This is a genomic window from Streptomyces sp. NPDC057950 (assembly GCF_042887295.1).
GTDB lineage: Bacteria > Actinomycetota > Actinomycetes > Streptomycetales > Streptomycetaceae > Streptomyces > Streptomyces kaempferi.
In genome coordinates this window covers 935,711-961,346 of the sequence record NZ_JBHVPP010000001.1, presented here as the reverse complement: position 1 = coordinate 961,346, position 25,636 = coordinate 935,711, and the positions used below count along the sequence as shown (strand labels likewise).

The 25,636-nt window shown below is 71.4% G+C and carries 20 protein-coding genes; 6 read left to right on the top strand and 14 right to left on the bottom strand.

Annotation, left to right across the window (positions count from 1 at the left end; translation table 11 throughout):
• The coding region (gene glgB, locus ACFVTC_RS04245) for a 1,4-alpha-glucan branching enzyme (protein WP_390123704.1) at positions 1-996 on the top strand (996 nt) is incomplete at its 5' end.
• 91 nt (positions 997-1,087) lie between these two features.
• Here the strand turns inward: glgB and ACFVTC_RS04240 are convergent.
• From ACFVTC_RS04240 to ACFVTC_RS04225, 4 genes are all read right to left on the bottom strand, one after another.
• Positions 1,088-2,512 carry a M1 family metallopeptidase gene (locus tag ACFVTC_RS04240; protein ID WP_390123702.1) on the bottom strand — a complete coding sequence of 475 codons (1,425 nt, stop codon included), beginning with the start codon at positions 2,510-2,512 and terminating at the stop codon, positions 1,088-1,090.
• 126 nt (positions 2,513-2,638) lie between these two features.
• Positions 2,639-3,499: an ABC transporter permease gene (locus ACFVTC_RS04235; RefSeq protein ID WP_168526103.1), complete on the bottom strand. Its 861-nt coding sequence runs from the start codon at positions 3,497-3,499 to the stop codon at positions 2,639-2,641.
• On the bottom strand, positions 3,459-4,424 hold the full coding sequence (locus ACFVTC_RS04230) for an ABC transporter ATP-binding protein (RefSeq protein ID WP_390123700.1): 966 nt from the start codon (positions 4,422-4,424) through the stop codon (positions 3,459-3,461). The genes ACFVTC_RS04235 and ACFVTC_RS04230 overlap by 41 nt, the downstream gene beginning before the upstream one ends.
• Complete coding sequence (locus ACFVTC_RS04225) at positions 4,421-4,876, bottom strand: MarR family winged helix-turn-helix transcriptional regulator (RefSeq protein WP_390123698.1); 456 nt, start codon at positions 4,874-4,876, stop codon at positions 4,421-4,423. The genes ACFVTC_RS04230 and ACFVTC_RS04225 overlap by 4 nt, the downstream gene beginning before the upstream one ends.
• Before the next feature lie 246 nt (positions 4,877-5,122).
• Here ACFVTC_RS04225 and ACFVTC_RS04220 point away from each other — a divergent pair, with 246 nt between their 5' ends.
• On the top strand, positions 5,123-6,028 hold the full coding sequence (locus tag ACFVTC_RS04220; protein WP_390123696.1) for a Gfo/Idh/MocA family protein: 906 nt from the start codon (positions 5,123-5,125) through the stop codon (positions 6,026-6,028).
• Positions 6,029-6,131: 103 nt separating this feature from the next.
• On the opposite strand, the gene ACFVTC_RS04215 is transcribed toward ACFVTC_RS04220, so the two are convergent.
• Entirely contained in the window at positions 6,132-7,484 is a 1,353-nt protein-coding gene (locus tag ACFVTC_RS04215) for an MFS transporter (protein ID WP_390123694.1), read from the bottom strand.
• A gap of 116 nt (positions 7,485-7,600) precedes the next feature.
• Positions 7,601-8,212 (bottom strand): LysE/ArgO family amino acid transporter, encoded by a 612-nt coding sequence (locus tag ACFVTC_RS04210; protein ID WP_390123692.1) that lies wholly within the window; start codon positions 8,210-8,212, stop codon positions 7,601-7,603.
• A 69-nt stretch (positions 8,213-8,281) separates the two neighbouring features.
• On the opposite strand from ACFVTC_RS04210, the gene ACFVTC_RS04205 reads away from it, so the two are divergent.
• Both ACFVTC_RS04205 and ACFVTC_RS04200 read left to right on the top strand, forming a co-directional pair.
• Positions 8,282-9,199: a LysR family transcriptional regulator ArgP gene (locus ACFVTC_RS04205; RefSeq protein ID WP_390123690.1), complete on the top strand. Its 918-nt coding sequence runs from the start codon at positions 8,282-8,284 to the stop codon at positions 9,197-9,199.
• A gap of 491 nt (positions 9,200-9,690) precedes the next feature.
• The gene (locus ACFVTC_RS04200; RefSeq protein ID WP_390123688.1) at positions 9,691-12,237 is read left to right on the top strand and encodes a SpoIIE family protein phosphatase; all 2,547 of its coding nucleotides are present in this window, start codon (positions 9,691-9,693) and stop codon (positions 12,235-12,237) included.
• 90 nt (positions 12,238-12,327) lie between these two features.
• Here ACFVTC_RS04200 and ACFVTC_RS04195 read toward each other — a convergent pair whose 3' ends face one another.
• Positions 12,328-13,314 carry an aldo/keto reductase gene (locus ACFVTC_RS04195; protein WP_390123686.1) on the bottom strand — a complete coding sequence of 329 codons (987 nt, stop codon included), beginning with the start codon at positions 13,312-13,314 and terminating at the stop codon, positions 12,328-12,330.
• A 72-nt stretch (positions 13,315-13,386) separates the two neighbouring features.
• Entirely contained in the window at positions 13,387-14,052 is a 666-nt protein-coding gene (locus ACFVTC_RS04190) for an NUDIX domain-containing protein (protein ID WP_390123684.1), read from the bottom strand.
• Positions 14,053-14,153: 101 nt separating this feature from the next.
• Between ACFVTC_RS04190 and ACFVTC_RS04185 the strand changes: the two genes are divergently transcribed.
• Positions 14,154-14,507 carry a hypothetical protein gene (locus tag ACFVTC_RS04185; protein ID WP_168526116.1) on the top strand — a complete coding sequence of 118 codons (354 nt, stop codon included), beginning with the start codon at positions 14,154-14,156 and terminating at the stop codon, positions 14,505-14,507.
• Between the two features lie 112 nt (positions 14,508-14,619).
• Here the strand turns inward: ACFVTC_RS04185 and ACFVTC_RS04180 are convergent, their stop codons facing one another.
• The 4 genes from ACFVTC_RS04180 to ACFVTC_RS04165 all read right to left on the bottom strand — a co-directional run bounded on the left by ACFVTC_RS04180 (position 14,620) and on the right by ACFVTC_RS04165 (position 19,691).
• Positions 14,620-15,498, bottom strand: a complete 879-nt coding sequence (locus tag ACFVTC_RS04180) for a universal stress protein (protein ID WP_390123682.1) — start codon at positions 15,496-15,498, stop codon at positions 14,620-14,622.
• Positions 15,499-15,664: 166 nt separating this feature from the next.
• Positions 15,665-16,705 carry a LacI family DNA-binding transcriptional regulator gene (locus tag ACFVTC_RS04175; protein ID WP_390123680.1) on the bottom strand — a complete coding sequence of 347 codons (1,041 nt, stop codon included), beginning with the start codon at positions 16,703-16,705 and terminating at the stop codon, positions 15,665-15,667.
• A 62-nt stretch (positions 16,706-16,767) separates the two neighbouring features.
• Positions 16,768-18,516, bottom strand: a complete 1,749-nt coding sequence (locus ACFVTC_RS04170) for a discoidin domain-containing protein (protein WP_390123679.1) — start codon at positions 18,514-18,516, stop codon at positions 16,768-16,770.
• 80 nt (positions 18,517-18,596) lie between these two features.
• Positions 18,597-19,691, bottom strand: a complete 1,095-nt coding sequence (locus tag ACFVTC_RS04165; RefSeq protein WP_390123677.1) for a DUF1996 domain-containing protein — start codon at positions 19,689-19,691, stop codon at positions 18,597-18,599.
• A 431-nt stretch (positions 19,692-20,122) separates the two neighbouring features.
• On the opposite strand from ACFVTC_RS04165, the gene ACFVTC_RS04160 reads away from it, so the two are divergent.
• A complete protein-coding gene (locus ACFVTC_RS04160; protein WP_390123676.1) occupies positions 20,123-21,928 on the top strand; it encodes a coagulation factor 5/8 type domain-containing protein in 1,806 nt (601 codons plus the stop codon).
• A gap of 21 nt (positions 21,929-21,949) precedes the next feature.
• Here the strand turns inward: ACFVTC_RS04160 and ACFVTC_RS04155 are convergent, their stop codons facing one another.
• Both ACFVTC_RS04155 and ACFVTC_RS04150 read right to left on the bottom strand, forming a co-directional pair.
• Positions 21,950-23,221 (bottom strand): SGNH/GDSL hydrolase family protein, encoded by a 1,272-nt coding sequence (locus tag ACFVTC_RS04155; RefSeq protein WP_390123674.1) that lies wholly within the window; start codon positions 23,219-23,221, stop codon positions 21,950-21,952.
• Complete coding sequence (locus ACFVTC_RS04150; RefSeq protein WP_390123672.1) at positions 23,218-25,635, bottom strand: glycoside hydrolase N-terminal domain-containing protein; 2,418 nt, start codon at positions 25,633-25,635, stop codon at positions 23,218-23,220. Before ACFVTC_RS04150 ends, ACFVTC_RS04155 begins: the two co-directional genes overlap by 4 nt.
• Position 25,636: the final 1 nt, after the last annotated feature.

The following is a 25,636-nucleotide window of genomic DNA, read 5'->3' as shown; positions in this document are numbered from 1 at the left end:
GACGGACTCCGCGTCGACGCCGTCGCCTCCATGCTCTACCTCGACTACTCCCGCGAACCCGGCCAGTGGACACCCAACGAACACGGCGGCCGCGAAGACCTCGACGCCGTCGCCTTCCTCCAGGAGATGAACGCCACCGTCTACCGCCGCAACCCCGGCGTCGTCACCATCGCCGAGGAATCCACCGCCTGGGACGGCGTCACCCGGGCGACCTCGGACGGGGGGCTGGGGTTCGGGCTGAAGTGGAACATGGGGTGGATGCACGACTCACTGGACTACGTCCAGCACGAGCCCGTCCACCGCAAGTACCACCACCACGAGATGACGTTCTCGATGGTCTACGCCTACAGCGAGAACTACGTCCTGCCCATCTCCCACGACGAGGTCGTCCACGGCAAGAAGTCACTCGCTTCCAAGGCGCCCGGCGACTGGTGGCAGCAACGCGCCACCAGTCGGGCCTACCTCGGATTCATGTGGGCCCACCCCGGCAAACAACTCCTCTTCATGGGACAGGAGTTCGCCCAGGGCGCCGAATGGTCCGAAGCTCAAGGGCCCGACTGGTGGCTCCTGGACCCCGGGTACGGGGCCGAAGCCGACCACCGCGGGGTCAGGGACCTGGTCCGCGACCTCAACACGGTCTACCGTGAGGAACCCGCTCTCTGGCAGCGCGACACGGACCCCGCCGGCTTCGCCTGGATCACCGGTGACGCCGCCGAGGACAATGTCTTCGCCTTCCTGCGTCACGACGGCGACGGCAACCCCCTCCTCGCCGTGAGCAACTTCTCCCCGGTCGTCCGCCACGCCTACCGCCTCGGCGTCCCCGACTCCGTGCCCGGTTGGCGCGAGACCCTCAACACCGACAGCGCCCGGTACGGCGGGAGCGACGTCACCAACCCGGACGTCGTCAAGGCCGAATCCCGCCCCGCGTACGGCCGGCCGGCGAGCATCCGGCTCACCCTCCCCCCGCTCAGCACGGTCTGGTTGCGCCCCGCCTGACCCCGGCGCGCCCCCACCCGCACGCCCGAAGGGCTCGTCACCGTACAGCGGACGGGACAAAAGCCCTCGGGGGGGTGGGGGATAGCGCGGTTCAGGGAGAGGACGGCTTGCCCGCCGTGCCGATCCAGGTGTGGAACAGCGGGTGGAGGTCCTTGCCGGACAACCGCTCGGAGAGCCGGACGAACTCGGCGGTGGTGCCGTGCCCGGCACGGTGCTCTGTGGCCCAGGTGCGCAGGACGCGCAGGAACGTCCGGTCGCCGACGGCCGTGCGCAGCTTCTGCAGGGCCATGGCACCACGCGAATAGACGGGCGTCTCGAAGATGTGCGCGCCGCTGCCGGGATCGGCCGGCGCGAACGCCCACAGGTCGTTGCCGGCCGGTTTGGCGTACAGGGCGTCGAAGGCCTGCTGCGCACTCCTGCCGCCGTGCTGCTCGGTGTAGAGCCACTCGGCGTACGTCGCGAAGCCCTCGTTGAGCCAGATGTCCTTCCAGGTGGTGAGGGCGACGGAGTCGCCGAACCACTGGTGCGCGCTCTCGTGGACGAGAGTGCTCAGGTCCGGCGCCGAGTCGTACAGGGGCCTCGTCTGGGTCTCCAGCGCGTACCCCACGTCCGGCGCGCGGTCGACGATGGCCCCGGCGGCTCGGAACGGGTAGGGGCCGAAGACGCTGCTCTCCCAGGCGAGCACGGCAGGCAGTTTCTTCAGTACGGGCGTCGCGGCACTCGCCTCGCGGGGGTCGACGGCGTTGTAGACCTTGAGCCCGTCGGCGGTGGTGTACTGCTCCACCTTGAACTTGCCGACCGTCGCCGTCGCGAGGTAGGAGGCCATCGGCTCCGTCTGCCGCCAGCGGAAGGTGGTGCGGCCGTGGCTTGTCGTACGCCCGCGCAGAACGCCGTTGGCCACGGCGGTGGTTCCGTTGGGAACGGTGATCGTGAAGTCGTAGGAGGCCTTGTCCTTGGGGTGATTGTCGGCGGGGAACCACGTCATGGCCCCCTGCGGTTCACCGGCCACGAACGCGCCGTCGTCGGTGGGGATCCAGCCGTCCGGGGAGCCGTCCGGGTCGGTGACCGGCTCGGGGGTGCCCGAGTAGGTGACGGTGACCCGGAACTCCTGGTTCCTGCGCAGGGAGTGGCGCGGGGTGATCACCAGTTCCTGTCCGGCCCGGCGGTAGGACGCCTTGACGTGGTCGACGGTGACACCGGTGACCTTCAGTCCCGAGAGGTCGAGGTCGAAGCGGGTGAGCCGCTCGGTGGCCCGGGCGGTGAGGACCGCTGTGCCGTCGAGGTGGCGGCTGTGCGGGTCGTAGCCGAGGGTCAGTCCGTAGTGGCCGACGTCGTAACCGCCGTTGCCCGCGAGCGGGAAGTACGGGTCCCCCGCGCCGGAGGTGCCCACGGGTCCGGCGGCCGCCGGACCTGCCGCGACGAGCAGGGCAGCGACGGCGGCCGGGATCGCGGCCACGACGGCCTCCCGGCGAAGGACGCTGCTGCGTCTGGTGACCTGCTGCGGGCGTGACGTCACGTTGACTCCTCCTGGGCGACGGTGATCACTGGCGCACAGCCTATGAGGCCGCCCGGCCGGATACCCTCTCCATCCGGTCAAGTTACGGGGCGTGGCCGCCCGTTGGAGGTTCCGGTTCCCCGGCGGTCAGCGGGCCAGGCGGCCCAGTAGCGACGAGGCGGACAGGATGCCGAGGGCCGCGGCGACGACGAGGACGCCGTAGTCCAGGGCCAGGTGCGCGTGGGTGCCGAGCAGAAGACCCCGCAACGCGTCCACCTGGTAACTCAGGGGGTTGACCTTGCTGACGGCCTGAAGCCAGCCGGGCATGACGGCCACCGGATAGAGGGCGTTGGAGCCGAAGAACAGGGGCATCGTGATGGCCTGGCCGATCCCCATCAGCCGGTCCCGGGTGAGCACGATGCCCGCGATGGTCATCGAGAGGCAGGAGAAGAAGGCGGAGCCGAGGACGACGGCCACCGCGACGCCGAGCAGCCGGAGCGGATTCCACGTCATCGCGACCCCCAGCAGTGCGGCGATGACGACGACCACGAGCGCCTGGATCAGTGCTTTCACCCCGGCGGCGAAGGCCTTGCCCGTGATGAGCGCCGACCGCGGGGTCGGTGTGACGAGGAGTTTGGTGAGGATTCCGGCGTCCCGTTCCCAGATGATCATGATGCCGTAGAAGATGGCGATGAACATCGCGGACTGGGCGATGATGCCGGGCGCCAGATAGTCGAGGTAGGGGATGCCCCCGGTCGGTATGGCCTTGATCCGGGTGAAGGTCTCGCCGAAGATCAGCAGCCACAGGGCGGGTTGCACCGCCCGGGTGTACAACTCGGTGCGGTCGTGGCGGAGTTTCTGCAGCTCGACCGCGCACATCGCGCCGACCCGGGCGGGCAGCACCCGCCAGCCGGTACGGGCCCGGGGCGGGACCACGAGCAGGTCGAGTCCGCCCGGGTGCGCGAGGTCAGCCGACGCGGGACGCGGTACGGCGGGTGCTTCGGACATCGCTGAAGTCTCCTGACTTGTCGTCGAGGCCGCTGCCGGCGATGTCACGGAAGACGTCCTCCAGCGTGGGCCGTTCACCGCTCCCGGCGCCGCGCCGTTCGGCGAGGCCCGTCCTCAGTTCGTCGGGGGTGCCGAGGGCGCGGACCCGGCCGCGGTGCATCAGCGCGACCCGGTCGCAGTACTGGTCGGCCTCGTCCATGTAGTGGGTCGTCACGAGGACGGTCATCCCGGTGGCGGCGCGAACGGCGTTGATGTGCTCCCACACGCTCGTCCGGGCGATCGGGTCGAGGCCGATGGTCGGCTCGTCGAGGATCAGCAGCCGGGGCGCGCTGACCAGTGCCTGGGCGAGTTCGAGACGGCGGACCATGCCTCCCGAGTACGTCTTGGCCAGCCGGTCGGCCGCGTCGACGAGGTCGACCGCCGCGAGCGCCTGGCCGACCCGCGCCGCGCGCTCCCGGCGGGAGACGTCGAAGACGCGCGCGAACAGCTCCACGTTCTCCCGGCCGGTGAGCCCGGAGTCGGCGGAGAGCTGTTGCGGTACGTAGCCCAACAGGCGCCGCACCGCCATGCGTTCACGGGCGGCGTCGTGCCCGAAGACACGTACCGTGCCGGCCGGAACGGGCAGCAGTGTCGTGATGCAGCGGATCGCCGTCGTCTTGCCGGCGCCGTTGGGCCCGAGCAGTCCGAACACCTCGCCGTCGCGGACGGAGAGTTCGAGTCCGTCCACCGCGGTCGTGTCACCGAAGGCGTAGGCGAGCCCCGCGCAGGTCACCGCGTCCGTCCGGGAGGCCGCCCCGGTGTCCGTCACGGCGGCCCGCGTCCCGGGCCCGCCCGGCACGGCCGGGGCGTTCCCCGCGTCCGGTACCGCGGCGGCCTTGTCCCCGCCGTCCTCGGGGCCCTTGTCACCGGTCTTGTGGCGCGTCATGTCTCCTCGGCCTCCTCGTGCAGGTTCGCCGCCAGCTTGCGCAGGGCCGGAAGAGCGGCCTCCAGGGCCACGCGGTCGGCTTCGTCGAGACGGGCGACCTGGTTCCGTACGAGGGCCGCGCGCCGCTCTCGCCAGTCGCGCAGCCGTGCGTCCGCCGCCGGTGTGGGCATGAGTCGCGCGGCCCGCCGGTCGGCCGGGTCCGTCTCCCGGATCAGATAGCCGTCCCGCGCCAGTTGGTTGACCAGCGTCGAGACCGAATTGCCCGCCAGGTAGAGCTCCTTGGCGGCCTCGGACACGCCGATGCCCGGACGTGCCATGACCAGGCGCAACAGGTCGACCTCGGCGCCGCGCAGCCGCGGGGCGGTCATGCCGCCGCGCAGCCGTCGGCGGATCAGCCGCTGCACCCCGGCCAGGGTGTCGGCGAGTGCCTCGGGAAAGCTCTCCGGTTCCACACGAACGAGAATAGCTCTGTGTCAGAGGTAATCCGGGAAAGGGAGGGTCAAGAAGAAGCCGAGGTGCGCCACGCCCTCGCGGAGGTGCGCCACGCCCTCGCGGAAGTGCGCCACGTCCTGATTCCGCGCGATTCCGCGCGCAGCCGACTCGCGGCCGACCCGGTGGCCGTTCCCCCTGGTCGACAGGCCCGCCTCGTGATGGAGTTTCCCCACCCGACGCCGGGCACCAGCCGAAGGAGAACCTCAGTGACCGCGACAGCTACCGGCACCTCGCTTCCGTGGCCCCATGAACCCGTCAGGGTCGGTCTGGTCGGCGCCGGACCCTGGGCGCGGGCCGTGCACGCCCGCGTCCTCGCCGCCGGACCCGAGACGCGACTGACGGCGGTGTGGGCGCGGCGCGCCGAAGCGGCCCGTGAGACGGCGTCGCCCCACGGAGCGGCCACGGCCGCCCGTTTCGAAGAGCTGCTCGACGGCTGCGAGGCGGTCGCGTTCGCCGTTCCGCCCGCGGTGCAGGCGGAACTCGCGCCCCTGGCCGCGAAGGCGGGCAAGGCTCTGCTGCTCGAGAAGCCGCTCGGGGCGGACCTGGCGTCGGCGCGGCGGGTCGCCGACGCCGTGGCCGAGGCGGGTGTCGTCTCCCAGCTCGTCCTGAGCAACCGCTACCACCCGGCCACCCGGGAGTTCCTGAGCGCGGCGCGGGCGATCGAGATCACCGGAGCGCGTTCGTGTCTCCTGCACGGAGCCTTCCTGGGCGGCGAGTTCGCCACGCCGTGGCGGCTGGAGCACGGCGCCCTGCTCGACCTCGGTCCCCACCTGCTGGATCTCCTGGACGCGGCCGTCGGGACGATCGTCCGGGTCCGCGGTACCGGCGACCCCCGCCGGTGGATCGAGCTGACCTGCGAGCACGCCAACGGGGCCGTCAGTCAGGCGTCGTTGTCGGGATCGGTCGACCTCGACCCCGGCAGCACCCGTATCGAGCTCTTCGGGCCGCAGCCGCCGCTGGTGTTCGACGCCTCGGGACTCGACGGCGAGGAGATCTGGCCGGTACTGCGCCGGGAGTTCGCGACGGCCGTGCGTACGGGGGTGTCCGGACCGCTGGACGCTCGCCGGGGTCTGCACCTGCAGAAGCTGATGGACCAGGCGACACCGAGCTGACGTCGCGCCTCGCGGACCCGGCGCGGGCGCCGAGCGGACCGACCGGTCCTCCCGCCGGGTCCCCGGCCGGAGGACCGGCCCAGGCAGCCCGAGTTCTCGTCGGTCAGGCCGTGTACCGGCGCAGTGCCGGCGTCACGGCGGCCAGGCCCAGCGTTGCGGCGATCACCAGCAGGCCGCCGCCCGCGACGGCCGTGCGGGCCCCCAGGACGGAACCGGCCGTTCCGTGCAGGACGTCGGCGAGGCGCGGGCCGCCCGCGACCACCACGGTGAACACTCCCTGCATCCGGCCGCGCATCTCGTCGGTGGCGGCCGACAGCAGGATCGCCCCGCGGAAGACCATGGAGACCATGTCGGCGACTCCGGCGACCGCGAGGAACGCCACGGCCACCCACAGGCTGTCGCTGAGACCGAACCCGGTGATGGCGGCGCCCCAGGCCAGGACCGCGGCGATCACCATGAGACCGTGCCGGCGCGCACGGGAGAACGTGCCCGACATCAGTCCGCCGATCACGGCGCCGATGGGGATCGCCGCGAACAGCAGCCCGAGCGCCAGGCCCTCGCCGTAGGGCGCGTACGTCTCGGCGGCGAGTTGCGGGAACAGCGCCCTCGGCATGCCGAAGACCATGGCGATGATGTCGGCGAGGAAGGACAGCAGCAGCACCTTGTGCAGGGCGATGTAGCGGAACCCCGCGGCGACCTCGTGCCAGCCCGCGCGGCGGCCCGCCGCTCCCGTCAGAGGCGGAAGCGGGGGCAGCCGTACGACCGCCCACACGGTGACGCACAGCGCCAGCGCGTCGATCAGATACAGCTCGCTCAGACCGATCACCGGGATCAGGGCACCGGCGAGCAGGGGTCCGGCCACCAGGCCCGTCTGCATGACGGTCGAGCCGAGCGCGTTCGCCGCGGGAAGTTCCCGCTCGGGGACCAGTCGGGCGATCGACGCGTTGCGGGCCGGCGCGTTCAGGCCGAAGAAGGCCTGCTGGAGGGCGAGCAGGACCATCAGGACCAGGACGGAGCCTAGTCCGGTGACGGCCTGTATCCAGAAGAGCAGCGAGGTGACGGCTATCCCGGTGTTGGTGACGAGGAGCAGCTTGCGCCGGTCCATGCTGTCGGCCACGGCGCCGCCCCAGAGGGCGAAGACCACGAGCGGCAGCAGGCCGGCCAGGCTCGCGTAGCCGACCCAGGCCGAGGACCCGGTGATGTCGTAGATCTGCTTGGGGACGGCGACGGCGGTGAGCTGGCTGCCCACCGACGTGACGATGGTGGAGGACCACAGCCTCCGGTACGCCGGGCGCCGCAACGGGCGGGTGTCCATCGTCCAGCGGCGCCAGCCACCGCGGTCCGGCTGCCCGGGGGCCACCGCACCGGCCGGCCCGTCCGCCGGTGCCGGTGCGCCGTCCGTGCCGTCCGTACTGCTCTTGCTCGTGTCCACGACCGTCCTGGCTGCTCGATACATCTTTCGCTGTCAGGGTTCACTATCGCTGAACAGGAGCATGCGGAGTCCCCGTGGGTCCCGTGCGGCCCGTCACGCCCGTCCCCCGCGGTCCGTCACGCGCGCGTGGCGTACGTCGCTCAGGCTCCGGCGATCAGCAGGGCCCCCATGCCGATCATCGTCGCGGCGACCAGGGCGTCCAGCACCCGCCACGACGAGGGCCGGGACAGGAGGCGGCCGAGCAGCCTCGCGCCGAAGCCCAGCGCGGCGAACCAGCACAGGCTCGCCAGCGCCGCCCCGAGTCCGAAGGTCCAGCGGAACGGGCCGCGGTCGGCCGCGAGGGAGCCGAGCAGGAAGACGGTGTCGAGATAGACGTGCGGGTTGAGCCAGGTCAGTGCCAGGCAGGTGAGCACGGTCCGCCGCCACGAGCCCGTGGCACCGCCCGCCGCCTCCAGCGCCCCGGGACGGAGCACCCTGCGGGCGGCGAGGACTCCGTACACGAGGAGGAATCCTCCGCCGACCAGGCCGACGACCGTGAGCGCCTCCGGCCGGGCCACCACCAGCGCGCCGACGCCGCCCACGCCCAGCGCGATGAGCGCCGCGTCGGAGACCGCGCATATGCCCACCACCGCGAACACCGCGTCGCGACGGATGCCCTGGCGCAGCACGAAGGCGTTCTGCGCGCCGATGGCGACGATGAGCGAGAGGCCGGTACCGAACCCGGCGGCCGCGGCGGTGAGTGCGTCGGTCATGGCGACGACGTTAGGAAGGCGACTGTCAAGAGTACAGCTAAAGATTCTTACGTATCATTAGCGCTCGTGATGGCGGAACTCCCCCTCGACCAGGTACGCACCCTGCTGGCGGTCGTCGACGAAGGCACCTTCGACGCGGCGGCGACCGCCCTGCATGTGACGCCCTCGGCGGTCAGCCAACGCGTCAAGGCCCTCGAACAGCGCACCGGACGGGTCCTTCTGACACGGACGAAACCGGTGCGCCCGACCGAGTCCGGCGAGATCGTCGTGCGGTTCGCGCGCCGACTGGCCCGGCTCGAGCGCGATACCAGGGCCGAGCTCGGCATGAGCGACTCCGGGGAGCCGACACGGCTGTCGATCGCGGTGAACGCCGACTCGCTCGCCACCTGGTTCTTGCCCGCGCTCACCCGCGTCCCGCGCGAGCTGCGGCTCTGCTTCGAACTGCGCCGCGAGGACGAGGACCACACGGCCACCCTGCTGCGCGAGGGGGCGGTGATGGCGGCTGTGACCTCGTCCCCCGACCCGGTGGCGGGCTGCTCCGTCCGGCCGCTGGGCCGGATGCGCTACTTGGCGGCGGCGAGTCCCGCCTTCGCCGGCCGCTGGCTCGGCGCCGGGACGGACACGGCGCTGCACGACCTGCTCGCCGACGCTCCGGTGGTGGTCTTCGACCGGAGCGACGACTTCCAGGACGGTTTCGCCGCGCGACTGCTCGGCGGCCGCGGCGCGAGCCCGCTGCGGCACTCCGTGCCCACGTCGGAGGGGTTCGTCGACGCTGTCGTCGCCGGGCTCGGCTGGGGCATGGTTCCCGAGGCGCAGGCCGGGCCGCTCCTGCGCGCCGGGCGGCTGGTCGGACTCGCCCCGGACCGGCCCGTCGACGTCCCGCTGTACTGGCAGCAGTGGAAGCTCGACTTCCCGGCACTCGCCGTGGTCGCCGAGGCCGTGGCGTCCGCCGCCGCGGACGCGCTGGGGCCCGCGCCGCGCCCCTGACCCCGCGCCGCTCCTGACCCGGCGCCCGATCGCCCCACCGGTCCACACCGCCCCACCGCCCCGACCTACCCGACCTACCCGACCGACCGGACCGACCGGCCCGACCGGCCCGACCGACCGGGCCGACCGGGCCGACCGGCCCGACCGACCGGACCGACCGGGCCGACCGACCGGACCGACCGGCCCAGGCCCCTCCAGGTGGCCGCGCGGCCGCCGCCGAGTCGGCCACCCCGCCGCCACGGTCCGAAACAGTGCCGCTTCCGACCGAGGACACGGGGCACAGCGGCCTGCGGCGGGCCGACGACATCGTCCCGGGACTCCTCGCCGCGGCGCGGGCGCGGTATCTTTCGCGCTGGGTGAAGCCGATACGGTTGAGTGAAACCAAGGCCAACGAAAGGCGACCGGCGCGGGAGGCGTCGAGATGCGGGCCGGTGCCGGTACGGCGCATCCTTGCTCTGGTCACCTGACGGCAGGCGGACGAGGACAGACCGATGACTGGGAGCGCCGAGCCGGCGGACCACGCGCTGGATGGCCTGGCCGTCCTGCTCAACGAGGCCGTGGCGGACGCGATCCGCGCGGCCCGCGGCTTCGCGGGGGGCGTGTACCTGCGCACGTCCACGCCCGGCCTGCTGAGACTGGCCGTACTCGCGGGCCTGCCCCACCAGTTGTTCCGTTCGTGGTGGCGGCTGCCCCTGGACCGGCCCTTCCCCGCCGCCGACTGCCACCGGCAGGGCAGGGAGGTGCTGCTCGCCGACGCCACGGAGACGATGCGCCGCTATCCGCAGCTCGCGGCCGGTCTGCCGTTCCAGTTCGGCTCGCTGTACGTACCCGTGACGGGCTCCTCGGCCTCCTTCGGCGTCCTGACGGTGCTGCGCCCCTCGGCCTCGGACGCCACCGACGTACTGCCGGACCGCGACCGGATGACGGCGGTGGCGGAGAGTCTGGGCGCCGCACTGTCGGCCCGGGAGAAGGACGGGTCCGAAGTCACCTGGGACAGCGAACCGTTGTGCGTGCGCCCGCCCGCCGACGGTCCTTCCCCCCGGTGCGCCGGACGGTTCGCCTGGGATCCGGCCGACGGCACGGTCACCGCGGACGACGCGTTGTGGTCCCTGCTCGGTACCGGTGCGGGGGCCTTCCCGGGGACACCGGAGACGCTCGCCCGGAAGCTGTCCCCGCGGGATCCGCACGCCCTGCTGGCCGCGCTGCACGAGACGGCCGCCGGTCACCCGCCCGCCCATCCGCTGCCCCTGCACACGTCGAGCGGCGGCCTGTGCCTGCTGCACCTGGCACCCGGACACGACGCGCCCGACCCGCCGTTCCGGGTCTGCGGGACGGTCGTCGACCCGGGCCCGGGACCGGCCGCGGCCGGTGCCGCCGACCTCCTCCCGGAGGGCGTGTTCGCACTGGACCGACTCGGACTGATCACCTACGTCAATCCGCGCGCCGCCGAGCTTCTCGGCCGGCCGCACGGGGAACTGCTCGGGCGACCGCTGTGGCAGGCCGTGCCCTGGCTGGACCAGCCGTCCTACGAGGACCATCTGCGCGGCGCGCTGCTGTCGCCGGAGCCGGTGCACTTCCAGGTCGCCCGCCCGCGCGAGGGACGCCGGACCGCCCTGGCGGGCCGCGGCGACGCCTGGCTGACCCTCTCGGTGTATCCCGGCCCCCGCGGCCTGACGTGCAAGCTGATCCCGATGGGGCGTCTCGCCGACACCACCAGGGCCGCGGAGGCCGCGCCGCTCGACGAGGGCCGGCGGGCGGAGACGGCACCCGGCCCCGGAACATCCGTCTCGAGCGTCACCACGGCCGGGCTCTACCACCCCATCGTCCTGGCCATCGCCCTGTCCGAGGCCGTGACCGCCCGTCAGGTGTCCGAGGTGGTCATGCGGGAGCTGCTGCCCGCGTTCGGCGGACGGCAGCTCGCCATCTACCTGTTGCAGGAGCAGCGCCTGTACCTCGCGTGGGAGACCGGCTTCCCTCAAGGCTTCCTCGCCCCCTTCGACGGGGTGGGGCTGGACGCCAAGCTGCCCGGAGTGGAGACCCTCACCTCCGGGCGGGCCCTGTTCTTCGAGTCGATGCCGCGGCTCGAGTCCGCCTATCCCGGGATCGCCCTGGACGCCAAGGTGGGCGCGCGGGTCTTCCTGCCGCTGATCGCCTCGGGCCGGCCGGTCGGTTCCTGCATCCTGGGCTTCGACCGTCCGCGCGACTTCAGCACCGAGGAGCGTGCGGTGCTGACGGCACTGGCCGGACTCATCGCACAGGCCCTGGAACGAGCGCGGCGCTACGACTCCGAGGCCGCCCTCGCCCGTGGCCTGCAGGAGGCACTGCTCCCCCACCGGCTGTCGGCACACCCCCAGGTGGAGACGGCCGGGCGCTATCTGCCCGGCACCGAGGGCATGGACGTGGGCGGCGACTGGTACGACGTGGTGGAGGCGGGCGACGGACTGGCCCTGGTCATCGGCGACGTCCAGGGACACGGCGTCCAGGCGGCCGCCACCATGGGCCAACTGCGCAGTGCCGTCCGGGCGTTCGCTCTCGGCGACCACGCTCCGGACGAGGTGATGAGCGGCACCAACCGGCTGCTCATCGACCTCGATCCCGGCCAGTTCGCCAGTTGCTGCTACATCCGGCTCGACCCGGTGACCGGCGTCGCCCGTGCCGCGCGTGCCGGACATCCGCAGCCCCTGTTGCGCCACCCCGACGGCCGCGCCGAGGTTCTGAACCTGCCCGGCGGTGTGGTGCTCGGCGTGGACCCGCACGCCCGCTACCCGGTCACGGATCTGCGCCTGGAGCCAGGCGCCGTCCTGGCTCTCTACACGGACGGCCTGGTCGAGAAGCCCGGTACCGACATCGACGACGGTATCGAGAGGGTGCGCGCGAAGCTGTCCGGGGCGGGCACCCCGCACGCCCGCCCCGGCGCCTCCTCGCTGTCCCGCGCGGCCGATCTGCTGACCGAGGAGGCCCGGCGGGCCGCCGAACGCCCCGACGACATCGCCCTGCTGCTCACCACCCGCCGGTCCCGGCGCGACCCTCGCCCCTGACTCCACCGGGGCGCCGGCCGCGCTGCCTCCCTCGACACAGCCAGGGGGCGGCGGCCGCTCCGCCGCCCCCGACGCGGCCCTCCGGTCACCTCAGTGCGCGCTGTCGAGACGCTCCCGTTGATCCGGCGTCAGTTCCAGGTCCACGGCGGCCAGATTCTCCTCCAGTTGTGCCACGGACGACATCCCGACCAGCGGGATCACCGGAAGGTCGGCGCCCAGCTGCCAGGCGAGCACCACCTGGTTCGGGCTCGCTCCGGTCTCCCGCGCGACCGCTCGCAGCGCGGCGAGCCGGGGCGGTGTCCCCGGGTGGTCGTAGTCCGCGGGCAGCGGCTTGTCCGCGCGGCCGTAGGCACCGCGCAGCAGGGGCGAGTAGGCGACCAGGGTCAGGGTGGGCTCGGCGCGCAGATAGCCGAGGAGTTCACCGGTCGTGCCGCCCAGGCTGCCGTCCCGGAAGAGCGCGTCGGGTACGTCGGTACGGGGCCGCAGCAGGCTGTGCTGGTACTGCAGCACCTCGTAACCGGGAAGCCCCGCGGCAGCGGCGACGGCGCGGGCCCGCTCGACCCGCCAGACGGCGTGGTTGCTCGCGCCGAGCAGACCCACGGCCCCCTCCGCGACCAGCTCGCCGAACCCCTCGACGGTCTCCCGTATGTCGACGGTCCGGTCCTCGATGTGCGCGTAGAGCAGGTCGATCCGCTCCAGGCCGAGCCGTTCCCGGCTGCGCTCGGATGCCTCGCGGATCGTCTTGGCCGACAGCCCCTCCGGGTTGTCGGTGTACCCGGTTCCGGCGGCCAGCGGCCGGGCACCGAGCTTGGTCGCGAAGACGATCTCGTCGCCTACGCCCCGGCTGCGGCGCCAGCGTCCGAGCAGTTCCTCGCTCTGGCCGCCCTGGCCGCCGTCGACCCAGAAGGCGTAGTTGTCGGACGTGTCGATGAAGTTGCCACGGGCCTCGACATAGCGGTCGAGTACGGCGAAGGAGGTCTTCTCGTCCGTCACCGAGCCGAACAGCATCGCGCCGAGCGCGAGCACGCTCACCTCACGGCGACTGTCCGGATCGGCTCCGATGGAACGGTACTTCACGCTGGTCCCTCCCGTTCGGGCCCGGCATCCGCGGGCCCGCACAGGAGTCTGTGACTTGAAGAGCACTTCAGGTCAAGTGCCTGCGAACGGGCCCTCCAGAGCGGCCCACTGCAACAGCATGATCGTCTTGGCGTCGGCGATCCGGCCGCCGCGGATCATGGCCAGGGCGTCACGGAAGGGCAGTTCGACGATCTCGATGTCCTCGCCCTCCTCCTCGAGCCCGCCACCCTCGTGGGTGCGGGTGGACGGCCCGTAGGGCGCGGCGTAGAAACTCACCCGCTCGGTGACCGAGCCCGGACTCATGTAGACGTCGAAGACGTGCTGGACCTCGCCGACCGTGTGCCCGGTCTCCTCGACGACCTCACGGCGCACGGCGACCTCGGGGTGTTCGTCCGCCTCGTCGAGCAGGCCGCCCGGTGTCTCGACGAGCATCCCGTCCGGGTGCCCGTTGGTGTACACCGGGTAGCGGAACTGCCTCGTCAGCAGGACGGTTCGGCGCTCGGTGTCGTACAACAGGAGGGTCGCTCCGTTGCCGCGGTCGTGCGTCTCGCGCTCCTGCGTGCTCCAGGTACCGTCGGCGTGCCGGAAGTCGAAGGTGGTGGTGCGCTCCACGTACCAGTGGCTGGACAGGAGTTTCACGTCCCGGATCCTGACCCGGGGGTTGCCGGACAGACCCAGGCCCGTCCGGTCGAGTCCGGTGCGGCCCCGGCGGTCCGGGGTGTCGATGCCGGCGGTCATTGTGCGCGGTCCGCACGGGAGTGGTCGTTCATGGCCACTGTCTATCATCGCGGCACGAACATCGAGGCCACAGCGCGGCTTCGCCCGTCTAGGCTCTCGGCATGGAACAGACGGAGATCATCCTGCGCGCCATCGGCGTGCTCACCGAGACCAACGCGATGGTCCGCAGGATCGCCCAGGACGAGGACGCCGAGGCCGAATCGACCGAGACGCAACTCGGTGCGCTCGTCACCGAGGTCTTCCCCCGTGTCGAGGTGCCCGCCGACGCCGGGCCCGCGGAGGCCGGACAGGCCGTCGCGGACGCCTATCTGCCCGCCACGATCTCCCTCGTGGGTGCCTTCGCTTTCCTCTTCTCGGAGCTCGCCGACGTCCACGACTCCGGACAGACCGACATCAAGACCGCCGATCTGCTCCAGGACCTCGCTCTGCGGATGTCCAGGGCCGAGAACGAGTAGCCGCCGACCGCCTCGCCGTGGCACCGACCGTCGGCACGGCGAGGCAGCACGGCCAGGCAGTACGACAAGGCGGCACGGCCGGGCGGGAGTGGATCTCGCGCCCGCCCTGGGCTCAGGAGTGCGGGACCACCGCCACCGGACACGGAGCGTGGTGGAGCACCGCGTGCGCGACCGAACCGATCCGTGAGCCCAGCGCGGAGCGGTGCGCCCGGCGTCCAACGACGATCAACTGGGCGCGGGCGGTCTGCGCGAGGAGGACCTGACCCGCGCTCCCCATCTCGACGTGCGGGGTGACGGGCACGCCGGGAAACCGCTCACGCCACGGCCGCAACGCCTCGGCGAGGGCCTTCGTCTCGTACGGTTCCAGACCGCCGGCCTCGTCCAGCAGTCTCAGTGAACCCGGGCTGTAGGCGAACACCGGCGGCAGACTCCAGGCACGTACCGCGCGCACCCCGGCGCCTCGGGCCGCCGCCGTCTCGAACGCGAACTCCAGGGCCGCCGCGCTGTCGTCGGGCTCGCCCTGCTGACCCACGACGATCTCCCGGCCCGCCGCCTCGGGCGCCGCCCGGTCGTCGGCGCGCACCAGCACGACGGGGCAGCCGGCCTCGGCGATCACCTGCTGCCCGACCGAACCGAGCAGGAACCCCACGACGGCGCCGTGCCCGCGCGAACCCAGTACCAGCGCGCGGGCACCGGCCGCCTCGGCGACCAGGGCGTCCACGGCCGGACCCACCACCACCTCGTCGGAGACCGGCAGGTCCGGGTGGGCGTCGGCGACCGTACGGGCGACGTCGCGGACCATCTCCCGGGCCCAGCGGGCCTGATCGTCCCGGTCGGGGCCGGCGCCGTCCAGCATGCCGTGGGGCGGCCAGTGCCACGCGGACATCACGCGCAGGGGCACGCCGCGGCGGACGGCTTCCCTGCCCGCCCACGCCGCCGCGGCCCCGCTCTCGGGTGATCCGTCCACGCCCACGGTGATCGGGTGGGTCATTCGCCTGCCTTCCCGCCGCCGGCCGGTCGTCCTGCCGGCTCGCTCCGCAACCTGACGCTCCAGTGTCCGTCATCATCGGCGACGCGCGGCGCGGGCGGGGCCGGAGCGCTCCGTCGGGCACGGCCATGCGGCGTCGCGCGTCGTGCGCGCGGGCGGGAAGGGGTGCCTACGCGGACTCTCTCACCACGAGTTCCGGGTCGAAGATCACCGAGGTGGGGTCGGTGCGCAGGCCCTGGATGTGCTCGTCGAGGAGACCGGCCATCGTCGAGGCCATCTCCTCGACCGGCTGGCGCACGGTGGTCAGCGCCGGCCTGCAGGTCGCCGCCACGCTGGAGTCGTCGAAGCCGACGACCGCGACGTCGTCCGGCACCCTTCTCCCCCGCTCCCGCAGCACCTGGCAGGCACCCTGGGCCATCAGGTCGTTGGCGGCGAACACCCCGTCCACGTCCGGGTGTTCGGCCAGCAGTCCGGACATGGCGGCCATTCCGCTGTCGAGGGTGAACCCGCCCTCGGCGACCGGCACGTACGGATGCCCGCTGCGCGCCATCGTGTCGCGGAACCCGGCGAGCCGGTCCTGGCTCGCGCCCACCCGCAGCGGTCCCGTGACGGTGACGATCCGTCGGCAGCCCCGCCTCAGCAGATGCTCGGCGGCCTGTCGCGCGCCGTCCCGGTGCGCGAGGTCGACGTAACTCAGCGGGACGGGCCGCGACGGCCGGGCGAAGAGGACGGCGGGCACGCCGGCGTCGGCGAGCAGCGCGGGCATCGGGTCGTCGGCGTGGGTGGAGACGACGAGGGCGCCGTCCGCGCTGCCCTGCCGCAGGTCCGACAGCACCTGCTGTCTGGCTTCGGGCGATTCGGCGAACATCAGCAGCGGATGCATCGATCGTGGCCGCAGATAACCCACCACACCGGCGACGACCCGTCCGAAGAACGGGTCCGCGAACACCCGTGCGGTGAAGGCGCTCTGCTCGCCGTCCGAGGTGTCGCCCGCGCCGGAGACGATCAGCGCGACCGTCTGGGTCCGCCGGGTCACCAGTGATCTGGCGGCCCGGTTGGGGGCGTATCCGGTCCGCTCGACCGCCTGGCGCACCACTTCCTGAATGCCGGGATCGACGTTGCGGACGCCGTTGATGACCCGGGAAACCGTCGCGCGGGAGACCCCGGCCTCCCGCGCGACATCCTCCAGCGTGGGGGCCTGTCTGCTCATGCCCCGCACCCTAACCGCCGCGTACTGCGCCGGGATAGAGCGCTCTCCCATCGAGCCCCGAATCAGCGGTAGACACCGAACTCGTAGAGGGAGTAGCCCCATCCGGTGCCGCGGGCGGTGCCGTTGACACGCACATAGCGGCCGGTGCCCGCGACGTCGAGGTCATCGACGCCGCCGTTGCCGTCGGTGACCGAGCGCACGGTCGTCCAGTTCTGTCCGTCGTCCGACGTCTGGACGGTGTATGCCTTGGCGTACGAGGTCTCCCACACCAGTTGTACGTGCCGGAACGAGGTGCGGGTGCCGAGGTCGACGCGGAGCCACTGGGGGTCGCTCCAGTCGCTGGCCCAGCGGGTGGTGAGGTTGCCGTCGTCGGCGCCCGCGGCGGTGCAGGGGCAGTCACCGCCGCCGGCCTGGGACGAGGACGCGGTGGCCGGCTTGCCGAGGGCGACGTTCGTCCCGCCGGGTACGGGCGGCACCACCCGTACGGAGCGGGACTCGACACCGACGTTGCCCTTGCCGTCCTTGGCCTTGACGTAGATCTTCCAGACGCCGGGCCGGTCCGGTGCGGTCACCCGGAGCCGGCCGCCGCCGAGGTCGGTGGAGGTCAGCGGGATCAACTGCTTGCTCTGGTCGATGTAGTTGCTGTTGTCCAGGACTTCGTACGTGATCGGGTCGCCGTCAGGGTCCGTGGCCTTCACCGAGAGGGTGAGGTCACCCCCGGCGGGCACCTTGGCCGCGCCGCCCTCGACGGCCAGGTCGGAGATGACGGGCGGGGTGTTGTCGTGGGAGGTGTCCGCGCCGTAAGCCCTCTTCACCGCGTAGTACGACAGCCTCTTCTCGCCCGCGGGCAGCAGGTTGAACCAGATGCCGCCGAAGTCGTACTCGGTGCCGTAGTGGAACATCGTGGCGCCGAGCGCGACTCCCCTGTGTCCGGTGACGCAGTTCCAGGCACGGGTGTATCCGTCGGCCTTGGCGAGGTCGGTGGGTTCTGCGGGGACTCCGTTGGCGTCGTCCGGTACCTCCCACTCGCCCGCCGGGCCGGTCTCGGTGATGATGTAGGGCTTGGTGTAACCGCCCTGCTGCCAGGCCGACTTCACGTCGCAGACGGCGTTGTAGGCGTTCACCGCGTACAGGTCGAGGTCGGGCGCGTTCTTCTTGTAGTAGGGCCACGCGCCGGTCCACGCGTCGGTGGAGGTGACCGGGTGGTTGGGGTCGACCGCGTGGATCTTCTTGGTGATGTCGTTGACGAGCGTGGTGTAGGCGTCGCGCTGGCGCTCCAGTTCGTCGCCGCCGTAGCAGTTCTGCAGTCCGAGCACGGACTCGTTGCCGACGTTCCACATCAGGACGCCGGGGTTGTCCTTGTAGGTGGCGGCCCACTGGGGGAACTCGTTGAGCACCTGGTTCTTGTAGGCGGTGTCCGTCAGGTAGTTCACGCAGCCGCCGCTGCCGGGGCCGCCGCCCGGCTGCAGCCAGAAGCCGGCGATCACCTTGATGCCCTGGGCGGCCGCCGCGTCGAAGAGCGGCTTGCTGGAGGCGTCGGTGCCCCAGGTGCGGACGGTGTTGACGCCCATCGACTTCAGGTCGGGCAGGTAGCGCCCGGCGTCGGCGGTGGACGGCCCCCAGGTGAGGCCCTTGATCTGGTACGGGCTTCCGTCGACGGTCAGTTGCCAGTTGCCCTGCGAGCCGGTGACCCTGACGACGCCGGCGGCCGCCTGCGCGGGGTGGGACGGCAGGGCGAGGGCCCCCGCGGCGAGCAGGCCCGCGGTGACGGGCGCCGCGATACAGCGCCGGGTGGTTCGGGATCCGGTCATGGGTGTCCGTCCGGTGTGCGGGTGAGGGGGATGATCCCGCCGGCCCGGGGTGGGGCCCGGACCGGCGGAGCGCGTTCCGTTCAGGGGAGCCGGTAGTTCTCGTCGAGTGCCGCGCCGGCCTCCGGGTGGGTCTGGTCGTAGCCGCGGGCGTCGCACTGGAGTCCGCCGACGACGCAGTGGTCGACGAGCGCCTTGAGCGTCGGGGCCTCCCACGCGTTGAAGAAGTCGTAGTGGAAGGAGTAGCCCGCGCCGCTCGCGAGCCTCACCTGCGACATGTCACCGTTCACCGGGAAGGCCATCTTGAACTCGATCATCGGCAGGGCGACGGGGTGGTCGTCCGGGCAGATGTTGTTGTTCGTGCCGGGGTTGACCACCGGATAGGCCATGTGGCTCTGGTGATTGGGGGTGTCCAGGTACTTGCCGTCCCAGCAACTGGGGGCCTGGAAACGGATGTTGAGCTGGACGTCGGCCCGGTTCGGGCACTGCTGCGGGAAGTCGACGTTGAAGAAGCTGTCGCCGCACTCCCATCCCTCCACGAATCCGTGGTGGTTGCGGAAGTCTGCCGCCGACTGCATGGGGTTGCCGACGACGTAGCGCAACCCCTTCGGGAAGGGGCGCACGCTGGTGTAGTCGGTGACGCCCGCCTTGTAGTAGATGACCTGGGGACCCACCGGCAGCACCGGTGTGCTGCCCTTGAGCAGGGTCGGCATCCAGTAGGCCGACCTGTCACCGGGAGCCTTGCAGGTGGTGCCACCGGCGCCGAGCGAGGCGGTGGTGCTGGCCGCGTTCGTCGTGGTGTTGCCCATGAAGGTGTGGTCGTGCGACTTGCCGGGCTGGCCCGGGTAGACGATCGGGTCGTCGGGCCGGGTGTGGGACACCGAACAGTTCGCCTGGAACTCGTGGAAGTAGCGGTGCGTCGGCTCCGCCTTGGACGGGACGACGCCGGTCACGGGCGGATCGGCGGGGATGTACCCGTCACCGTCCGGATCCTCCGGCGAGGAGAGCGTCGACGCGGGCATCGCGTGACCCGTGTGGACGGACGCCGCTCCGACGGTGGACACCTGCGCGCCAGCGACCGGGTCGGCGCTCATCGCCACTCCGGCCAGGCCGAGTGACGTCACCAGCAGCGCACTGGACATCAGGATTCCTGAGACGATCTTCGATCTCCGTGCCATGGAGACCCTCCTGCCACGTCGATGGGGGCGGTGGGGGTCGGGCGGCCGTGAGCGGCGTGGGGTGCACGGTGCTGCCGCGGTCGCCCGCGTGACGGACCATCACATGTGCCGGAATGCACGGGAGAGCGCTCTCCCAGCCAGGAGTGTTGTGGCGGTGACACAGGAGTGTCAAGGGAAAGGGACGGAGGATCACTCCCGGCCCTTCGCGCACCTCTTGAACGCAAGCACGACTCGGAACACCTGCCAGAGGGAGTTCATAGGATGACGAACTACCGCACTTGCGGGCCGAGTTGACCGTTCACTCCGCAACAACATCCGGGACTCGGGTCACAACTCTTGACGCGTCGTTCACCTGGATGAAGCATGCATCGGCAAGAGAGCGCTCCCCGTACCTCCCACCGTTCACTTCCTGAACCAGGAGAGTCGCCCCCATGCCTTCAACCCCCACAGAGGACCACGACTCGGGCCGGTCGCCGGTGGCACGGCGTTCCGTACTCGGCGCGATGGCCGCCGCTGCCGCCGCTCCCGGACTGCTCGGACTGTCCTCGCCGGCATCCGCCGCCCCCGCCTCGCCCGTGCGGCCGCAGGCCCTGCCGGGCGGCGGCGACCTCGGCCCCAACGTGATCGTCTTCGACCCTTCCACCGCCGGGATCCAGTCCAGGCTGGACCAGGTCTTCCGGCAGCAGGAGTCGGCCCAGTTCGGCACGGGACGCTTCGCGCTGCTGTTCAAGCCGGGCACCTACAACGGACTCAACGCCCAGCTCGGCTTCTACACCTCGATCGCGGGCCTCGGACTGTCCCCGGACGACACGGCCATCAATGGCGACGTGACCGTCGACGCCGGTTGGTTCAACGGCAACGCGACCCAGAACTTCTGGCGCTCGGCGGAGAACCTCGCCCTCAGTCCGGTCAACGGCACCAACCGGTGGGCGGTCGCGCAAGCCGCCCCCTTCCGTCGGATGCACGTCAAGGGCGGCCTCAATCTGGCGCCCAGCGGCTACGGCTGGGCCAGCGGCGGCTACATCGCCGACAGCCGCGTCGACGGCTCGGTCGGACCGTACTCGCAGCAGCAGTGGTACACCCGCGACAGTTCGGTGGGCGGCTGGGCCAACGCCGTCTGGAACATGGTGTTCTCCGGCGTCCAGGGCGCGCCCGCGCAGTCCTTCCCGAACCCGCCGTACACCACGCTCGACACCACACCGGTCTCCCGGGAGAAGCCGTTCCTCTATCTGAACGGCAGTGAGTACCGCGTCTTCCTGCCGGAGAAGCGCACCAACGCGCGCGGCACCACCTGGGGCAACGGAACCCCGCGCGGCACCTCGCTGCCGCTCACCCAGTTCTACGTGGCCAAACCCGGCGTCTCCGCCGCCACCCTGAACGCCGCGCTCACCCAGGGCCTCCATCTGCTGCTGACGCCCGGGATCTACCACCTCGACCAGCCGATCCAGGTCAACCGGGCGGGCACCGTCGTCCTGGGCCTCGGTTACGCCACCCTGATCCCGGACAACGGCGTCACCGCCCTCCGGACGGCGGACGTCGACGGGGTGCGACTGGCCGGCTTCCTGATCGACGCCGGACCCGTCAACTCGTCCACCCTCCTGGAGGTCGGGCCGGCCGGGGCCTCGGCGGACCACTCCGCCAACCCGACCACCGTGCAGGACGTCTTCGTCCGGATCGGTGGCGCGGGCGCCGGGAAGGCCACCACCAGCATGGTCATCAACAGCCGTCACACGATCATCGACCACACCTGGGTCTGGCGCGCCGACCACGGCACCGGCGTCGGCTGGGAGACCAACCGGGCCGACTACGGCATCCGCGTCAACGGCGCCGACGTCCTGGCCACCGGCCTGTTCGTCGAGCACTTCAACAAGTACGACGTCCAGTGGTACGGCGAGCGCGGACGCACGATCTTCTTCCAGAACGAGAAGGCGTACGACGCGCCGAACCAGGCCGCCATCCAGAACGGCGGGATCAAGGGGTACGCGGCCTACAAGGTCGCCGACTCCGTGACCACCCACGAGGGATGGGGCCTGGGCAGCTACTGCTACTACAACGTCGATCCGACGATCGTCCAGCACCACGGGTTCGCGGCACCGAACAAACCGGGGGTGAAGTTCCACAACCTCCTGGTCGTCTCGCTGGGCGGCAACGGGCAGTACGAGCGGGTCGTCAACGACACCGGGTCGCCCACCTCGGGGACCTCCACCGTGCCGTCCACGGTGGTCTCCTACCCCTGACCGTGTCCCGGGGGCCCGCTCTCAGCAGGCGGTCAGGCTCCCGAGGTCGACCGCGTCGGCCATCGCCTGCATCCCCTTGTCGTTGGGGTGCAGGTGGTCGCCGCCGTCGAAGAAGGGCAGGATGCGCTGCGGGTCGTAGGGACTGCGGGTGATCCTGTCGAAGTCCGTCACGCCGTCGAGCGCGCCGCTGGTCCTGATCCACTCGTTGACGCCCTGCCGCACCGCCTCGGAGGCGGTGTCGTACTCGGACCAGTCCTTGAACGGCATGACGGTCGCTCCGACGACACACTTGCCCGCCGCGTGCGCGCGGTCGATGATCTGGCGGTAGCCGGCGATCATGTCGTCCACCGTGACGCCGGTGTGGGCCTTGATGTCATTGATCCCTTCGAACAGGAACACCGTCCGCACGCCGGGCTGGGAGAGCACATCACGGTCGAGCCGGTTCAGCGCGGCCTGTCCGGCACCGTCCGCGAGCACCTTGTTGCCCGAGATCCCCTCGTTCGCCACTCCCTTCACGGGGATGCCGGACGCCGCCTGCAACCGCTGGGAGAGGTAGTCCGGCCAGCGGCGGTTGCCGTCCGTGGTCGAGGCCCATCCGTCGGTGATGGAGTCACCCAGGGTCACCACCGAGCCGACCGCCGAGGGCGTCTCCACGTCGACGGCGTCCAGCCAGTACCAGGAGCCCATCGGGTCGGTCCAGTTGGCCGCACCCTCCTCCGCGGCGTGGTCGCCCGCGGTCGCGTAGTTGGTCTGCATGGCCATGCCGTGACCGGTCGTCGGTCCCTCGGCGCCCGTCACGTACAGACTGATGACCAGGTCGCTCCGGGCGGCCAGCTTCCCGGGCAGCGGATCGCTCAGCACCACCTGTCCGGCGGGGACGGTCACGGACGGGGCTCCGCCGTTGAAGGAGAGCCGCCGGTTGGAGCCGTGGACCAGCTCCGCACCCTGCCTGCGCAGCCCGGCGTACGCGCTGGCGAAGGTGACCGGGTGCTCGCCGAAGGCGTTGGACAGCCGGATCCGCAGATCGCTGCCGCCGACGCTGGTCCGCACGATCAGGCGGTAGCTGCGGTCGGCGGGCCCCGCACCCTGCCGGTCGGCGCTGGCGCCCCAGGTGACGACGGAGTGTCCGCCCTTGGCGGCGGCAGGGTGCGCCACCGTCGTCGGAACCTTCGCCGGCGGCTGGGTCATCTGCCGCGCCTGCGCCGTCGACGAAGCGGCCAGGGGTCCGCACAGGGCCAGGACGAGGGCCGAGAAGACGCCCACCGCGCGGCGGCGGTACGCGGCGGCGCTCATCCGAGGTTCCGGAGCGTGACGGACTCACCCGGTGTGAGCGTGATCTTCCGTGCGGTGCCGCCCGCGACGACCGTGGTGGCACGGCCGCCGACGCTCTTCAGCGTCACCCGGGTGACCTTGCCGTTCTTCCAGGCGAGGTCGACGACGAAGCCTCCGCGGACACCCACACCGGCCACCGAGCCGGATGCCGACCAGGCGGCGGGCAGAGCGGGCAGCAGCTCGACGTGACCGGGGCGCGAGTAGACCAGCATCTCCACGATCGCGGCCGGGGTGCCGAAGTTCGCCTCGATCTGGAAGATGCCGCGGCCCTGCTCGACCTCGTAGATGTCGAAGAGGTTCATCGCGGTGCCGTTGCTGCCGTCCGACGACGGCCTGAGGTTGTTGACGACGAGCTGGTACGCCTTCTCCGCGTCCTTGAGGCGCGCCCAGCACAGACTGCGCCATGCGTTGGCCCAGCCGAAGCTGTTCATCCCCCGCGCGGTGAGGAGAGCGGTCGCGCCGGCGACGATGTCCTTGGGCGTGGAGTCGTCCGGACGGATCCGGTCGCCGGGGAAGAGCCCGATGAGCGGGGAGAGGTGCCGGTGCGTGGTCTCGCCGAGATTGTCGGGCGACATCCACTCCTCCAGCCAGCCGGTCTTGGGACTGACCACGGGCAGGTACAGACGCTCACGGAGACCGCCGACGGCCCTGCTGTAGGCGGCGTCCCTGGCGAGTACCTCGGTCGCGGTGCGGAAGTTGCCGAAGAGGTTCCACACGAGTTCCTGGGCGTAGGTGATGCCCTTGGCGTCCAGCGGACCCTGCTCGGGCGACCAGTCGCTGTCGGCGACCAGAACCTCACGCGACGCGCCGGACGCATCGGTGACGGTCGTGGTGACGAGACGGGCCTCCCAGAACTCCACGGCGCCCTTGAGGAGCGGGTAGATCTTCTTCAGGTAGGTACGGTCCTGAGTATACTCGTAGTGCTCGAACAGGCTCTGGCAGAGCCAGGCGTTGCCCGCCGGATGCCACCACCAGCCGCCCCCGCCGTACGGGTTGGTGGAGATGGCCACGGTCCAGCCCGCGATCTTCCCACTGGAGTTCCGGTAGCGGTTGGACGGGTCGTTGAACAGCCGCTGGGTGACGTCCGTCCACGAGGACAGCTGCGCGAGGCAGTAGTCCGTGAGGGCGTCGAAGCAGTCGGACAGACCCGCCCGGTCGGCCATCCAGTAGTTCATCTGGATGTTGATGTCGGTGTGGTAGTCGGCCATCCAGTCCGGGTCGTTGCCGTCCAGCCAGGGGCCCTGAAGGCCCATCGGCAGACTGCCGCGCGATCCGGAGATCATCAGGTAGCGGCCGAACTGCAGGTAGGCGGCCTCCAGTTCCGGGTCCGGGACATCGTCCCGGTGGCGTGCCTGTATCCGCTCCCAGGTGTCCAGTTCGCGCTGCGCGGTGGACGACGTACCCAGGTTGATGTCCAGCTGCCCGAACACGTCCCGGAAGTCCGCGACATGGGTGTGGAGCAGGGTGCTCGCCGAGTGGCCCGCCGCGTTCAGGACCTTGGTCCTGGCGAGACGCTCCGGGGCCACGGACGGGTCGCGGAACTTCCTGGCCGCGTCGGGCGCGTAGTCGGTGCCGCCGCTGACGACGACCGTGAGGTCCTTGCAGCCGTTGAAGGCGATCGACGTACCGTCGACGCGGACCCGGCCCGTGCCGCTGTACGCGGTGACGGCGGCGCCGTACTTGAGGCCGTTGGCGAGGGAGGCTCCGAACGACGCGTAGCGTCCGGCGCTGTTGGCGGTGGTGGACTCGCCGTGGGTGCCGGCGAGGGAGACGGTACCGGTGTAGGACCCGCCGCCCCGCTGGGAGAAGTACAGGACGATGGCGTCGTCGGGGCGGCTGGCGAAGATCTCCCGCCGGTAGGTCACGCCCGCGACGTCGTAGGAGGTGGTGACCAGGCCCTGGGCCAGGTCGAGGGTGCGACGGTAGTTGTCGACGCTGCCCAGGTCGTGGTCCGGGATGGTCACGTCGAGCCTGGCCAGCATGGTCAGGGAGCCGAAGTCGTCGCGCCCGTAGGGGAACTGGCCGTCGCTCTGCAGCTTGTCGTTGAGATGACCGGTCCACAGCGTGGCGTCGGTGATCATCAGAAGTTCGTCGGCCGGGTCGTTGCTCACGAGCGCCCCGAGGCGTCCGTTCCCCACCGGCAGTCCCTGCTCGATCATCGAGTGGGCGGAGCCGGGAGCCTGCCACCACAGCTGGTTCCGCGCGGCGTCGGCCGGGGACAGCAGAGGTGACTCGGTGGGACGCCGGGGAGCCGCCGAGGCGGTGAAGGCGGGCAGCGCTCCGAGAGCGGTGGCGGCGCCGGCAGCGGCGGCGAGGGCGAGAAAGCCCCTGCGACTGGGCGTGTTGTCGCGTGGTTCGGTGTGCTGGATGTCCACG

Bases quoted from the DNA above. Each gene is read 5' to 3' on its own strand.
- ACFVTC_RS04190 (WP_390123684.1), bottom strand. From the start codon at position 14,052: ATGACCGCCGGCATCGACACCCCGGACCGCCGGGGCCGCACCGGACTC.
- ACFVTC_RS04155 (WP_390123674.1), bottom strand. From the start codon at position 23,221: ATGAGCGCCGCCGCGTACCGCCGCCGCGCGGTGGGCGTCTTCTCGGCC.
- ACFVTC_RS04175 (WP_390123680.1), bottom strand. From the start codon at position 16,705: ATGAGCAGACAGGCCCCCACGCTGGAGGATGTCGCGCGGGAGGCCGGG.
- ACFVTC_RS04165 (WP_390123677.1), bottom strand. From the start codon at position 19,691: ATGGCACGGAGATCGAAGATCGTCTCAGGAATCCTGATGTCCAGTGCG.
- ACFVTC_RS04235 (WP_168526103.1), bottom strand. From the start codon at position 3,499: ATGTCCGAAGCACCCGCCGTACCGCGTCCCGCGTCGGCTGACCTCGCG.
- ACFVTC_RS04205 (WP_390123690.1), top strand. From the start codon at position 8,282: ATGGCGGAACTCCCCCTCGACCAGGTACGCACCCTGCTGGCGGTCGTC.
- ACFVTC_RS04180 (WP_390123682.1), bottom strand. From the start codon at position 15,498: ATGACCCACCCGATCACCGTGGGCGTGGACGGATCACCCGAGAGCGGG.
- ACFVTC_RS04200 (WP_390123688.1), top strand. From the start codon at position 9,691: ATGACTGGGAGCGCCGAGCCGGCGGACCACGCGCTGGATGGCCTGGCC.
- ACFVTC_RS04170 (WP_390123679.1), bottom strand. From the start codon at position 18,516: ATGACCGGATCCCGAACCACCCGGCGCTGTATCGCGGCGCCCGTCACC.
- ACFVTC_RS04210 (WP_390123692.1), bottom strand. From the start codon at position 8,212: ATGACCGACGCACTCACCGCCGCGGCCGCCGGGTTCGGTACCGGCCTC.
- ACFVTC_RS04215 (WP_390123694.1), bottom strand. From the start codon at position 7,484: ATGTATCGAGCAGCCAGGACGGTCGTGGACACGAGCAAGAGCAGTACG.
- ACFVTC_RS04230 (WP_390123700.1), bottom strand. From the start codon at position 4,424: ATGACGCGCCACAAGACCGGTGACAAGGGCCCCGAGGACGGCGGGGAC.
- ACFVTC_RS04185 (WP_168526116.1), top strand. From the start codon at position 14,154: ATGGAACAGACGGAGATCATCCTGCGCGCCATCGGCGTGCTCACCGAG.
- ACFVTC_RS04160 (WP_390123676.1), top strand. From the start codon at position 20,123: ATGCCTTCAACCCCCACAGAGGACCACGACTCGGGCCGGTCGCCGGTG.